The organism is Pandoraea capi (genome assembly GCF_902459735.1).
Classification (GTDB): domain Bacteria; phylum Pseudomonadota; class Gammaproteobacteria; order Burkholderiales; family Burkholderiaceae; genus Pandoraea; species Pandoraea capi.
Genome location: NZ_CABPRV010000001.1, coordinates 177,601 through 191,968, shown reverse-complemented (window position 1 = coordinate 191,968; position 14,368 = coordinate 177,601). Strand labels below are relative to the sequence as shown.

Annotated in this window: 8 protein-coding genes; 4 read left to right on the top strand and 4 right to left on the bottom strand. The window is 61.9% G+C overall.

From position 1 onward, the window contains the following. Window positions 1-36: 36 nt before the first annotated feature. Together PCA20602_RS00785 and PCA20602_RS00775 are read right to left on the bottom strand one after the other, a co-directional pair. Entirely contained in the window at window positions 37-1,371 is a 1,335-nt protein-coding gene (locus tag PCA20602_RS00785; protein ID WP_246182002.1) for an MFS transporter, read from the bottom strand. Window positions 1,372-1,681: 310 nt separating this feature from the next. After that, window positions 1,682-2,281, bottom strand: coding sequence for a GNAT family N-acetyltransferase (locus PCA20602_RS00775; RefSeq protein ID WP_246181961.1), 600 nt, complete (start codon window positions 2,279-2,281; stop codon window positions 1,682-1,684). An 893-nt stretch (window positions 2,282-3,174) separates the two neighbouring features. Between PCA20602_RS00775 and PCA20602_RS00770 the strand changes: the two genes are divergently transcribed. Continuing rightward, window positions 3,175-3,465: an H-NS histone family protein gene (locus PCA20602_RS00770; protein ID WP_069341589.1), complete on the top strand. Its 291-nt coding sequence runs from the start codon at window positions 3,175-3,177 to the stop codon at window positions 3,463-3,465. 337 nt (window positions 3,466-3,802) lie between these two features. On the opposite strand, the gene PCA20602_RS00765 is transcribed toward PCA20602_RS00770, so the two are convergent. Continuing rightward, window positions 3,803-5,077 (bottom strand): ATP-binding protein, encoded by a 1,275-nt coding sequence (locus tag PCA20602_RS00765; RefSeq protein WP_069341590.1) that lies wholly within the window; start codon window positions 5,075-5,077, stop codon window positions 3,803-3,805. Between the two features lie 79 nt (window positions 5,078-5,156). After that, window positions 5,157-5,876 (bottom strand): response regulator, encoded by a 720-nt coding sequence (locus tag PCA20602_RS00760; protein ID WP_069341591.1) that lies wholly within the window; start codon window positions 5,874-5,876, stop codon window positions 5,157-5,159. A 612-nt stretch (window positions 5,877-6,488) separates the two neighbouring features. On the opposite strand from PCA20602_RS00760, the gene PCA20602_RS00755 reads away from it, so the two are divergent. The 3 genes from PCA20602_RS00755 to PCA20602_RS00745 all read left to right on the top strand — a co-directional run bounded on the left by PCA20602_RS00755 (window position 6,489) and on the right by PCA20602_RS00745 (window position 14,319). Further along, the gene (locus PCA20602_RS00755; RefSeq protein ID WP_246181960.1) at window positions 6,489-7,850 is read left to right on the top strand and encodes an MdtA/MuxA family multidrug efflux RND transporter periplasmic adaptor subunit; all 1,362 of its coding nucleotides are present in this window, start codon (window positions 6,489-6,491) and stop codon (window positions 7,848-7,850) included. A 113-nt stretch (window positions 7,851-7,963) separates the two neighbouring features. Beyond that, window positions 7,964-11,158: an MdtB/MuxB family multidrug efflux RND transporter permease subunit gene (locus PCA20602_RS00750; protein ID WP_150719561.1), complete on the top strand. Its 3,195-nt coding sequence runs from the start codon at window positions 7,964-7,966 to the stop codon at window positions 11,156-11,158. Beyond that, window positions 11,155-14,319, top strand: a complete 3,165-nt coding sequence (locus PCA20602_RS00745) for a multidrug efflux RND transporter permease subunit (RefSeq protein ID WP_150719560.1) — start codon at window positions 11,155-11,157, stop codon at window positions 14,317-14,319. Before PCA20602_RS00750 ends, PCA20602_RS00745 begins: the two co-directional genes overlap by 4 nt. Window positions 14,320-14,368 lie beyond the last annotated feature (49 nt).

The window sequence follows — 14,368 nt, the reverse complement described above, 5'->3', positions numbered from 1 at the left end:
GTCACAGTCACGTTCGGGCGTGTAAGCCCATGGCTGTCAGTGCTTTCGCGCTAACTCCGTGCCCGCGTCGGCGGGTAGCTGACGCGTGACCGGGATCGACAGCAGCGAGAACAGGCCGATGACCAGAAACGCGGGCAGGAAATCGCTTGCCATCAACTGGTCATGGCCGGCCAGTCGGCTGCTCGCCTGCAAGACCATCCCGGAAATCGTCACGCCCAGACCCAGCGACAGCTGTTGCACGACGCTCGCGAGGCTGGTGGCGCGGCTGGCATCCTCGCTGCCGATGTCGGCGTAGACGATCGAGTTCAGGCAAGTGAATTGCAACGACGGGAAGAAGCCGCCGAACGCGACGACACCGAGCATCACGATGACCGGCGTGTTATGCGTGAAAAGGCCGTAGGAGGCGAGCGCCAGTCCCGCCAGTCCGGCATTCACGATCAGCACCTGACGGAAACCGAATCGGGCGAGCACTCGCTGCGCAATCGCTTTCATGAAAATCGCACCGAAGGCCGAGGCGCACGTGATCATGCCTGACTCGAACGGGTCCATGTGCAAGCCTTCCTGCAACGCCAGCGGCAGCAGAAACGGCACGGCGCCCAGACCGATCCGGAAGAGTGAGCCGCCCACGACGCTCGCATGGAACGTCGGAATGCGCAGCAGCCGGAAGTCGAGCAACGGGGTTTCCACGCGATTGGCGTGCAGCCAGTAAGCGTAGATGAACAACGCGCCGAGCACGCACATCACGATCATCACGGTGTCGCTCACCTGATGCTCGCCGATCAGCGCGAGCCCGAGCATGAGCAGACCGCTGCCGAGGGCGGAGAGCACGAAGCCGCGCGTGTCGAGTGGCCCGGCGTCGCCGCCGCGTTCGTTATCGATGTACTTGCCCGCGAGATAGATGCCGAGCAGGCTCACGGGAATATTGATGAAGAAGATCCAGCGCCAGTGAAGGTAGGCGGTAATCGCACCACCCAGCGGCGGACCGATGACTGGGCCGAGCAGGGCGGGCATCGTCAGATAGCCGATGGCCTTGACCAGCTCGTGCTTGGGCACGGCGCGGAAGATGACGAGGCGTCCGACCGGGACCATCATCGCGCCGCCTACGCCTTGCAGGAATCGCGCGAATACGAACGTCGGCAGCGTGAACGACACCGCGCACAGGATCGATCCCGCCATGAAGATACCGATCGCCGTGCGGAATACGTTGCGCGCGCCAAAGCGGTCGGAGACCCAGCCGCAGATCGGGATGAAGATGCCCAGCCCCACCACGTAGGCGGTGAGCGCCATCTTCAGCGAAATCGGATCCTGATGGAGGTCGCGTGCCATGGCGGGCAGCGAGGTGGTGATCACCGTGGCGTCGATGTTCTCCATGAACAAAGCGCAGGCGATGATGAGCGGAATGATGACGGCGCGCGACACGATGGGGGGAAGACGGCTTGCGCAAAGACTTGGATTTTCCCACGATTTAAGCGCTTGCTTCAATCGCCAAGGCGACGTTGATCGATGTTTTGCCGCCAATCGGGGTCCGGTGGCGATCGACGAGCGTCCCGACATCCGATCGGTCAGACTGCCGGCGATCCGGCGATCCGGCGATCCGGCGATCCGACGATCCGACGATCCGACGATCCGACGATCCGACGATCAGGCGATCAGGCGATCAGGCGATCAGGCGATCAAACGATCAAACGATCAGGTCGCCGGCATCCAAGCGGTAAAGCACGTGACGGCGCAGGCGATGGCCCGGCGGAATCAGCGGGTGCAGGAAGTCTTCGTCGGGACAATGATGCATGCCGATGCGTTGCATCACAGCGCGCGAGCGGACGTTGGCCGGCACGGTGAAGGACACGAGGTCGTCCATGCCGAGCGTGTCGAAGGCGAAGTGTGCCGCCGCCGTGGCAGCTTCCGTCGCATACCCTTTCGACCAGAATGCCTTCGCGAGACGCCACCCGATTTCGACGGCCGGCGCGAAGGGCGCTTCGAAACCCACTCGCATCAACCCGACGAAGCCGGCGAACGGTGTTACGCCCGGAATCTCAAGTGCCCACGGGCCGTAACCATGCGTCTGAAGATGCTGCGCAAGACGTAGCGCGACGGCGTCGCTCTGCATCCGGTCCAGCGTTGTGGGGAAATGACGCATGACTTCGCGGTCGGCATTGAGCGCCGCGAAGCGCGGCAGATCGTCGGTATGCCACTGCCGCAGAATCGTTCGCGGTGTGACGATCGTGGGCGCCTCGGTGTCGAAAGGCGAATGAGGATCGGAAGCCGTCATCGATGGGGGCATGCGTTCAAGTCCGTAGAGAATCGGCGCCAATTCCGACCGCAAATGAGAAATGTCATTTATCAGCAAAAGCTTAATTACGCCATCGACACGAGACCGAATCCACCGGAAAGCCTCGATTTTCGGCGATCGGTCCGGGACTGACCCATCGACCGATTTGCTTATCTTACGAAAACTTATTCGATTCGTGAAATCGGATTGGCGTATGAGTTTGACGTATACGTCAACAAAATCGGGTCTGCGGCTCCCGCGTCCCGATTTATCGCTATTCCGACTGGTAGACGCGCTTCGATAGATATTGTGATGGCGTTCATTGGGGCGAACAGTGATCAGTTTGACAGATGCGCCCGACGAAAATGACGAAATACGACGAATCCTCAAGCTAAATCCTCAACTGAACTTATCCGTAAATTGCGGAGCCTCATTGAGAATTGTCCGATTGATTGATCTGTCTCCGGAGTGTTTCGGATAACAGAATGATCGGAATGCGCTTAAATATTTGTGATCGTATATTTTGATGCGTCGAATTATGTGTGAAGTTGTCCCGCGTTGGATTTCCTCCCGTTAGCCCGAAAAATCTTTCCCATCCTTGCAGTATGGTGCGCGAACCGATAGTGCCGCGTGGAGTCCTGAGCAGTTGGCAGCGAATTCCTCTCATATGGCAAGGGAATTGACTGGGTGTTCGGGACGATATGGACAGGCTTATCGGGGGGTCGCCGGTTGCGATAATCCGGCATTGCTGCCCCGCTGTTGTGCATTGTCTGAAGTGTCTCTCGCACAATTCAATGAGATTTGTGCTTCCTCAGACTCATTTGATGGAAATGCGGTTTTCAAATTATTAAAACTCGTGTTATTTTAAGTGGCGATCCATTTTTAACAATGTAAGGACACGCCAGATGGCAAGCTATAAGGAACTCGTCGCGCAACGCGACAAAATCGAAAAGCAGATCGAAGAGGCCCGCGCCCGTGAAGTGGCGGAGGTCATTGCTCAAGTCAAACAGAAGATCCAGGAATACGAACTGACCGCGAAGGATCTGGGTCTTGCCACGACGGACGGTCGTCGCCGCGCCGTTCGCGCGCAAATCGCTCCCAAGTACATGAATCCGGCCACCGGTGAAACGTGGTCGGGCCGCGGCCGCGCGCCGAAGTGGGTCGGGAAGAACAAAGAGAAGTTCCTGATCAAGTAATTCGCCGGCGTCAGCCGGACTGGCATTGCCGGTCACATGCCAGGGTGGTTGGGGAGCAGACGTTGCTGTGTCTCACGCGCACAGCGTTGCCATCTGCCCAACGTGTCCCTGTGAGCAGTAGAGCACAGCCCAGTAGTCGTATTGCCCCCCAACCCGGATCGCCTGGCTGTGGCTTGATGTGATGCAGTGCCGAAAAAGACAAAAACCCGCCGTTCGTTCATCGATGGCGGGTTTTTTCATTGGGCGAGAATCGAATGGGCGCTTTGCGATGCTAACGAGGCGCTAACGATGTGCTGACGGGGTGCTTTCGGGACGTTTCCGAGGCACGGGCATCGTGTTATTCGGCGCCAGGATCGTCCGGCGGGAACATCAGCGTCACCTGCAAGCCGCCGGCCGGGCGGTTGGCGAACGACACGCGTCCGCCCAGTTGCTGGGTGAGCTTGTCGACGATGGCGAGTCCCAGTCCGCAATGTGCGTTGCCGCCTCGGGCCGGGTCGAGTCGTACGAAAGGCCGCACGATGCGATTGATGTCTTCGTTGGGGATTCCCGGGCCGCTGTCCTCGATCACGAGACGCCAGCCGCTTGCATCCTGCGAGGTACGGATGGCCAGCGGTGCGCGCCCGTACGTTACGGCATTGTCGAGCAGGTTGTTGACGATGCGCTCCAGATACGTCTGACGCAGCTTGAACCCCGGCCCGGCCTGCAAATCCAGTTCGACCGCGTAGCCCTGATCGAGGAATGGCGCGGCCAGCGCAGGAAGTCGCGCCTCGACCGGCGACGCCGCACTGTCGACCTCCACGCCGCGCGCGAACAGCAGGAACTGATCGACGATGCGTGTCATGGACTCGGCGTCACGCGTGATGCCTTCACTCATCTGGATATCGTCGAGCATCTCGGCGCGCAGTCGCAGACGCGCCAGCGGCGTCTTCAGGTCATGGGCAATGCCGGCGAGCATCGTATTGCGCTCGCGATCGGTTTGCACGATGTCCTGACTCATCCGATTGAAACGCTCGGTGAGCTGACGTAGCTCCAGCGGGCCGCGTTCCTTGACCTGCGTTCGAACGCGATGGGTCGCCAACTGCTCGGCAGCGGCGGCCATATCCCGCACCGGGCGCTGCAACTGCCATGCGGCGAACAGCGCGAAGATGACCGTAATGCCGAGCACGGCGGCCAGCCCCGGCAGAATCGTCGCGGTCCCGGGCGGGTTGCGCACGGACAGTACCGGCGTGGCGATCCAGTAGTCACGGCCCGGCAGGCGGGCCCAGATGCGCGGCGGCGGCGTACGTTCCACACGCAATTGCGTGCCGGCGGGCAAACGGCGGGCGAGCTCGGTCGTCAGTCGCGCATTCTTGCCGGGCGGCTCGAAGACATCACCATGCGCGAACGAGACGGGCACCACTTGCACGAGATCGGGCAACGTCAGATTCGAATTGCCCTCATGTACCTCGGACGCCGCCTTGATGATGAAGGCCATCTGCTCGGCGGCGTTCTGGACGCGCGTCTCGTCGTGATCGCTGCGAAGGATCGTGAGATACGAGAAATGGCTGATGACCAGCGCCGCAATGATGAGTACGGCAAGCCGGCCGAAAAGCGTATCGAAACGGCCTTTCATGCAGGGCTCCGCCTGTCGGCCGTCAGGGGAAACGAAAACAGAATCGGCTGCATGCCGGAGTCCTTGTCAGACCGGTGCATCAACCGGTCGCCATGTCGGCTCGCTGGCCGTCGGGAACGAAGATATAACCGCGTCCGCGTACTGTCTGGATGAAGCGTGGGCTCTGTGCGTCCTCGTCGAGCAGACGGCGCAGACGCCAGATCTGTACGTCGATGCCGCGGTCGTTGACGTCGCTGTCGGCGCCGTAGAGCAATTCGATGATGCGTTCGCGAGACAGCACCTGCATCGCGTGATTCACCAGCAGACGCAGCAACCCGTATTCGCCGTCCGAGAGCGTGAGCAACTGCGAGTCGCGCGTGAGCGTGCGGCTGCGGAAGTCGAGCATGAATGGGCCGAACGCATAGTTTTCGCGTTGTTCGGGCACGGCGGCATCGGGCGTCTTGCGACGGCGCAACACCGCATTGATGCGCGCGAGCAGTTCGCGCGGGCTGAACGGCTTGCCCAGATAGTCGTCGGCGCCGATTTCCAGCCCGACGATACGGTCGATCTCATCGCTGCGCGCCGTGAGCAGGATCACCGGCACGTCGTCGTTGCGGGCGCGCAGGTCGCGCAAGGCCGTGAGGCCGTCGACCTTCGGCATCATGAGGTCGAGCACGATCAGGGCAGGGCGCTCGCGCTCAAGGCGGGCGGCCAGCCCTTCGCCATCGTGCATGACAGCGACGGAGAAGCCATGGCGGCTCAGATACTCGCGCAGCAGGTCACGCAGATCGGGATCGTCGTCGACTACAAGAATCTTCATATTCGCTCGGACAGGTTGTGTCGTCATGATAGTGGTCTCCCTGCTCTGCTTTACACGTGTTTTGTTTCCGGAAATTACAGTCTTGGTTGCCTGTAACGATGCGTAATAATAGAGCGAGCTTCGATAACGCACGAATTTCGTTCGCGTCACGTAAGCTTCGGTCTCTTAATCAGACTCCCTGATGCCTGTTAGATGTCTCGCTGATTCGTCATTATCAGGACGTCTGACGCACACCCAGCCGCACGCCCGACGCGCATGTCTCACGTCGCGGGAACGCTGTGGCAAGGCAATGCACGGCAATGCCCCGCACTACCTTAGCGAAAGTGACTCGACGCGATCCGCGCATGCTCGCCCGGACCGTCGTCCGAACCTTGGCGATTCAGTCGTGTCTTTCAGCAACGTCGGATGTTTCCGAGCGAGAACACAGAGAAAGCTGATGTAACGAGCCATCTCGTTGAGCTGTTACAACCGTCTGCTATGCTGATCGGCCATTGAGGTGTGTGCCGTCGTTCGGGGCTTCCGGGCGATTTGCCGCGTTGCAGCAATCCGATAAAAAAGAACGTCGTCCGTATCGGACGAATCCGCCAACTACTCCGCTGTTAAGAGGAAGTCATGACCGAGCACGGTCCCCACGGTTCCGACAAGCCGAACGGTTCAGAGCGTTCACCTGCCCCGCAGGTGCCGCCGACACCACCGGTTTCGACATCTCCCGCGCCGTCGCGCAAGCGTCGCTGGCTCGTGCCGGGCGTCATCGGGCTGATCGTCGTGCTCATCGCCGGGGGAGTTTACTACCGCCTGCATTCGCAGAACACGCAGGGCCCGGCGCAAGCTGGCGGACGCCGTGGCGGGCCGCCGGGCGGCATGCCTGGCGCGGGCGGGCCAGCTACGCCGGTCACTGCCGTCGAGGCGAAAACCGGGGATCTGCCGGTATTCCTCAATGGACTGGGTACTGTGACTCCGACGCGTAGCGTCACCGTGCATTCGCGGGTAGATGGTCAGCTCATGAAGGTGCATTTCAAGGAAGGCGACATCGTCAAAGCCGGGCAGTTGCTCGCCGAGATCGACCCGCGTCCGTTCCAGGTGCAGGTCACGCAGATGGAGGGGCAACTGGCGCGCGATCAGGCGCTGCTCAAAAACGCCCAGCTCGACCTCGCCCGTTACGAGACCCTGCTCAAGCAGGACTCGATCGCCACGCAGACGGTCGATACGCAGCGTGCCCTCGTCAAGCAGTACGAAGGGACGGTGAAGTCCGATCAGGGCCAGCTCGATAACGCCCGCCTGCAACTGACCTATGCGAGCGTCACGGCGCCGGTGTCCGGCCTTGCGGGCCTGCGTCAGGTGGATCCGGGCAACATCATCCACGCGTCGGATACCAACGGTATCGTCATCATCAACGAAGTCACGCCGATCACGGTCGTGTACACGATTCCGGAAGACAACCTGCCCAAGGTCGTCAAACGCACGCGCGGCGGGGAAACGCTGCCGGTCGAGGCTTTCGACCGGGCGGGCAAGATCAAGCTGGCCGCGGGCAAGCTCGCGTCCATCGACAACCAGATCGATACGACGACGGGCACGGTGAAGCTCAAGGCCGAGTTCGCCAATGCCGACGGCATGCTGTTCCCGAACCAGTTCGTCAACGTAAAGATGCTTGTGGACACGCTCAAGGGCGCCACTTTGATTCCGACGGCCGCCGTGCAGCGCGGCACGCAAGGCAGCTTCGTCTATACCGTGCAGCCGGATCAGACCGTCAAACTCAAGACGGTGAAAGTCGGTCCGACCGACGGCACCAACATGGCGGTCGAGTCGGGCATTGCGCCGGGCGAGAAGCTGGTGATCGACGGCATGGACAAGCTGCGTGACGGCGCCAAGGTCGAAGTGATCACGGCGGAGAGCCGTGCGGCGGCCGTCGCGCCGCATGCGCCGGGTGAGAAGCGCAACGGCAACGGTGGCGGACACCGTCGTCAGGCGCAATAAAGGGTGCCCGGGGCGCTCGCCGAAGTCGCAAGACCGATGCTGATGCGCCCTTTGCCCCTGTTGTCCCGCTTACGTATCGCCACGCCCCAAAGAGACGCCCTTCGACGTAGCCAATGAATCCGTCCCGCCAGTTTATTCTTCGACCGGTCGCCACATCGTTGCTGATGCTGGCGATCCTGCTTGCCGGCTTCGTCGCCTACCGGCTGTTGCCGCTCTCGGCACTGCCGGAAGTCGACTATCCGACCATTCAGGTGGTCACGCTGTATCCGGGCGCGAGTCCGGATGTGATGACCTCGTCGGTGACCGCGCCGCTGGAGCGTCAGTTCGGGCAGATGCCGGGGCTCAATCAGATGTCGTCGACGAGTTCGGGCGGCGCATCGGTGATCACGTTGCAGTTCTCGCTCGATCTCGGGCTCGACGTTGCCGAACAGGAGGTGCAGGCCGCGATCAATAGCGCCAGCAACCTGTTGCCGAGCGATTTGCCGATGCCGCCGATCTACAACAAGGTCAACCCGGCGGACACGCCGATTCTGACGCTGGCGATCATGTCGAAGACCATGCCGCTGCCGAAGCTTCAGGATCTGGTCGATACGCGCGTCGCACAGAAGATATCGCAGTTGCCGGGCATCGGTCTGGTCAGTATTTCGGGCGGACAGCGTCCGGCCGTGCGCATTCAGGTCAATCCCCGTGCCATCACATCGTACGGATTGAATATCGAAGACGTGCGCACGTCCATTGCGGCGGCCAACGTCAATCAGGCGAAGGGAAGTTTCGACGGCCCGCTGCGCGCGTCGACCATCGATGCCAACGATCAACTGGCGTCTGCTGACGAGTATCGCAACCTTGTGATTGCGTACAAGAACGGCGGTCCGATCCGTCTGTCCGATATTGCCGACGTGATCGACGGTGCGGAAAACACCAAGCTCGCCGCATGGGCCGACACCACGCCGGCGATCGTGCTCAACGTGCAGCGTCAGCCGGGCGCGAACGTGATCGAGACCGTCAACAAGGTCAAGGCGTTGCTGCCGCAGTTGCAGGCGGCGCTGCCGGGCAGTATCGACGTGCAGTTGCTGACCGATCGCACGACGACGATTCGTGCGTCCGTCTCCGACGTGCAATTCGAACTAATTCTCGCCGTCGCCCTCGTGGTGATGGTGATCTTCCTGTTCCTACGTAACGTCTCGGCGACCATCATTCCCAGCGTAGCGGTGCCGCTCTCGCTGGTCGGCACTTTCGGTGTCATGTATCTCGCCGGGTTTTCGATCAACAACCTGACGCTCATGGCGCTGACCATCGCGACAGGCTTCGTGGTCGACGATGCCATCGTGATGATCGAGAACATCGCCCGCTACATGGAACAGGGCGAGAAACCGTTGCAGGCGGCGCTCAAGGGCGCCGAGCAGATCGGCTTTACGATCATTTCGCTGACGTTCTCGCTGATTGCCGTGCTGATTCCGTTGCTGTTCATGGGCGATGTGGTCGGGCGGCTGTTCCGGGAATTTGCCATCACGCTGGCGGTATCGATTCTGATTTCGGCGGTGGTCTCGCTGACCCTGACGCCGATGATGTGCGCCAAGCTGCTGCGCCACGTGCCGGAAGAGAAGCAGGGCAAGTTCTACCGCAAGACCGGCGAGATGTTCGATCGCATCATCGCGAAGTACGGCGAGTGGCTGACGTGGGTGCTCGATCGTCAACGCGCGACGTTGCTCGTCGCACTTGGCACGCTGGTGCTGACCGTGCTGCTGTATCTGTGGGTGCCCAAAGGTTTCTTCCCGGTGCAGGACACAGGGGTGATTCAGGGCATTTCCGAAGCGCCGCAGTCGATTTCGTTCGCCGCGATGGGCGAGCGTCAGCAAGCGCTGGTGGCTGCGGTGCTCAAGGATCCGGCAGTGCAGTCGGTGTCGTCGTTCATCGGCGTGGACGGTGTGAACGCCACGCTCAACAGCGGACGTCTGCTCATCAATCTGAAGGACAAGGAAACGCGCGGGCTCGACGCATCGGAGGTGATTCGCCGTATCCAGCCCGAGGTCGCCAAGGTGCCGGGCATCGCCCTCTACATGCAGCCGGTGCAGGATCTGACGATCGAAGACCGCATCAGTCGCACGCAGTATCAGTTCACGTTGCAGGACCCGAGTCTGGACACGCTGGGCGTGTGGGTGCCGAAGCTGGTCGACAAGCTGCAACATGTGCCGCAACTGGCCGATGTGACGAGCGATTTGCAGGTCAACGGACTGCAAGCCTATGTGGACATCGATCGCGATACGGCGAGCCGATTGGGCGTGACGCCGGCGGCTGTCGATCAGACGCTTTACAGCGCTTTCGGGCAACGTCTGATTTCCACCATCTACACGCAGGCCTCGCAGTACCGCGTGGTGCTGGAGGTGGCTGACGATTTCCAGCGAGGACCTGACGCCCTCAAGGGCATCTACGTCGCTTCGACGTCCGGCGTGCAGGTGCCGCTCACGTCGTTCGCGAAGATCGTCGAGAAGCCGACCCCGCTGGCCATCAACCATCAGGCGCAATTCCCGGCCGCGACGATCTCGTTCAATCTGGCGAAAGGCGCGTCGCTCGGCGATGCGGTGAAGGCGATTACCGAGGCCGAGCAGTCCATCGGTCTGCCGGTGAGCACGCAGACGACGTTCCAGGGGGCGGCGCAGGCCTTCCAGGCCTCGCTCTCGAACACGCTGTGGTTGATTCTCGCGGCGGTCGTGACGATGTATATCGTGCTCGGCGTGCTTTACGAGAGCTACATTCACCCGATTACGATTCTCTCGACGTTGCCGTCCGCCGGGGTGGGGGCATTGCTTGCGCTCATGGTCTCGGGGAACGACATCAGCATCATCGCGATCATCGGCATCATCTTGCTGATCGGTATCGTGAAGAAGAACGCGATCATGATGATCGACTTCGCGCTCGAAGCGGAGCGCGAGCATGGCATGGCGCCGCGCGAAGCCATCTATCAGGCGTGCTTGCTGCGTTTTCGCCCGATTTTGATGACGACGATGGCCGCCGTGCTGGGCGCGTTGCCGCTGATGCTCGGCTCGGGCGTCGGTTCGGAGTTGCGTCAGCCGCTCGGTATCACGATGGTCGGCGGTCTGATGGTCAGTCAGGTGCTGACGCTGTTCACCACGCCGGTGATCTACCTGTGGTTCGATCGCTGGGCGCTGCGTGCGCGTGCCTGGCGTGAGCGACGCTTCGGCCCGTCGGATGACGCGTCGCATGGCGACCACGACGATCGGGGCGGCCCGGGCGGCCCGGGCGGCGGTGGCGCGGGTCCTGCGGTCACGACGGACGGCCCGGTACGATGAACCTGTCAGCCGTCTTCATCAAGCGCTCCGTCGCGACCGTCCTGCTCACCATCGGGGTGACGCTGGCAGGTATCGTCGCCTTCGGGTTGCTGCCTGTCTCGCCGCTGCCGCAGGTCGATTTTCCGACCATCTCCGTGTCGGCGTCGCTGCCCGGCGCAAGCCCGGAAACGATGGCGGCGAGCGTGGCGACGCCCTTGGAGCGTTCGCTCGGGCGTATCGCCGGCGTGACGGAAATGACGTCGAACAGTTCGCTCGGCTCGACCCGCATCACGCTGCAATTCGATCTCTCGCGTGACATCAACGGTGCGGCACGCGACGTGCAGGCCGCGATCAATGCGGCGCGCAGTCTGCTGCCGACGGGGCTGCCGAGCAATCCGACCTATCGTAAGGTGAACCCGGCCAGCGCACCGGTGATGATCATTGCGCTCACGTCGGAGAGCATGACGCGCGGGCAGATGTATGACGCGGCGTCCACGATTCTCGCGCAGAAGATTTCGCAGCTCGAGGGCGTGGGTGACGTGACCGTGGGCGGCAGTTCGTTGCCGGCAGTGCGCGTCGAACTCAATCCGACGGCGCTCAACAAGTACCAGATCCCGCTGGAGACGGTGCGTACGGCGATTCAGGCCGTCAACGCGAACCGTCCGAAGGGCGCGCTCGAAGAGGGTGAGCGTCGCTGGCAGATTCTGGCGAACGATCAGGCGAAGACGGCCAAGGAATACCTGCCGGTCATTGTCAGCTATCAGGACGGTCGTCCGGTGCGCCTGTCCGACATCGCGGACGTGGTCGATTCGGTTCAGGATCTGCGCAACGCCGGTTCGGCCAACGGCAAGCCGTCGGTGCTGCTGATCATTACGACGCAGCCCGGCGCGAACATCATCCAGACGGTCGACGGCATCAACAAGATTCTGCCGAACCTGCGTGCGTCGATTCCGGCGGCCATCAACCTCGACGTTGTGATGGACCGCACGCCGACCATTCGCGCGTCGCTGCGGGAGGTCGAGCGCACGCTGCTGATTTCGATCGGGCTCGTGATCATGGTCGTCTTCCTCTTCCTGCGGAACTGGCGCGCCACCCTGATTCCGAGCGTGGCGGTGCCGGTCTCTCTGATCGGCACGTTCGGGGTGATGTATCTGTGCGGCTTCAGTCTGGATAACCTGTCGCTCATGGCGCTCACCATTGCGACCGGTTTCGTGGTCGACGACGCGATTGTCGTGCTGGAGAACATCTCCCGGCATATCGAAGAGGGGCTGAGTCCCTTCGCGGCTGCGCTCAAGGGGACTCGCGAAGTCGGCTTTACCGTGCTGTCGATGAGTATTTCACTGGTGGCCGTGTTCATTCCGCTGCTGTTGATGGGCGGCATTGTCGGGCGGCTGTTCCGCGAGTTCGCCGTCACGCTGTCGGCGGCCATCATGGTCTCGCTGGTCGTCTCGCTGACCACGACACCGATGATGTGTGCGCGTTTGCTCAAGGGAAAGCCGGCGCCGGGTGTGCCGGTGGGCACGGCACCGCTCGCGCCGGAGCCGCCAAAGCGGCCCTCCATCTGGACACGCCTGGGCGAGCGGACCGAGCGCATGTTCGAGGCGATGCTGCGCGAGTACGAACGCTCGCTCGCGTGGGCGTTGCGTCACGGGCCGCTCATGCTGCTGATTCTGCTGGCGACGATTTGCCTGAACGTCTGGCTCTACATGGTCGTGCCGAAGGGGTTCTTCCCGCAGCAGGACACGGGGCGGATGATCGGTTTCATTCAGGCCGATCAGGCGATCTCGTTCCAGGCGATGGAGAAGAAGCTCGCAGACTTCATCAAGATCGTGCAGGCGGACCCCGATGTCGCGACCGTGACCGGCTTTACCGGCGGCTCCAACCGTAACGGCGGGTCGATGTTCGTCACGCTCAAACCGCTGGGCGAGCGCAAGCTCACGGCCGATCAGGTGATTGCACGCCTGCGGGGCAAACTGGCGAGGGAGCCGGGCGCCATGCTCTATCTGCAATCGGTGCAGGACATTCGCGTCGGCGGGCGATCGAGCAATGCGCAGTACCAGTACACCTTGCAGGCGGACGACCTTCAGCAACTGCGCGAGTGGGAGCCGAAGGTGCGCAACGCGATTTCCCGTCTGCCGAATCTGGCCGATGTGAATACGGACCAGCAGGACAAGGGCTTGCAGACGACGCTGGACATCGATCGCGATCAGGCGTCGCGCCTCGGGCTGACGATGAGCCAGATCGACAACGTGCTCAACGACGCCTTCGGGCAGCGGCAGGTCTCGACCATCTACAACCCGCTCAACCAGTACAAGGTCGTCATGGAAGTGGCGCCCCAATGGTGGCAGAGCCCGGAGTCGCTCAAGGATATCTATGTGGTGACGTCGGCGGGCGCGCAAGTGCCGCTCTCGGCATTCGCGCGGTATCGTCCCACGAACACGGCGCTGGGCGTATCGCATCAGGGGCAGTTCGCGGCGAGCACGATTTCGTTCAACTTGCCGGCAGGCGTGTCGCTGTCGCAGGCGCAGGCGTCGATCAACGATGCCGTCGGCCGGTTGGGGATGCCGACGTCGGTGCAGGGCAGCTTCCAGGGTACGGCGCAAGCGTTCCAGTCGGCGTTGTCGTCACAGCCGATTCTGATTCTGACGGCGTTGCTTACGGTGTACATCGTGCTCGGCGTGCTCTATGAGAGCTATATCCATCCGCTCACGATTCTGTCGACGTTGCCGTCCGCAGGGGTGGGGGCACTGCTCGCGCTGCTGCTCTTCAACACCGAATTCAGCATCATCGCCTTGATCGGCGTGATTCTGCTGATCGGCATCGTGAAGAAGAACGCGATCATGATGATCGACTTCGCCCTGGAAGCGGAGCGGCGTCAGAATCTACCGCCGCGCGAGGCGATCTTCAAGGCGTGCGTGCTGCGCTTCCGTCCGATCATGATGACGACGATGGCGGCCATGCTCGGGGCGATTCCCCTGGCGCTGGGCACGGGAGACGGCGCCGAGTTGCGCCAGCCGCTGGGGATTTCCATCGTGGGCGGCCTGCTCGTGAGCCAGGTGCTCACGCTCTATACGACGCCGGTGGTGTATCTGTATCTCGACCGTTTGCGTCTGCGTTGGGCGCGTTGGCGCGCACGTGGCCAGAGCGGTCACAGCGATGTTGGGGAGGTGGGCCATGGTTGATGCGATACGCGATGTGCGCTCGTCGCCGCAGTCCCTCTCATCCACGTGC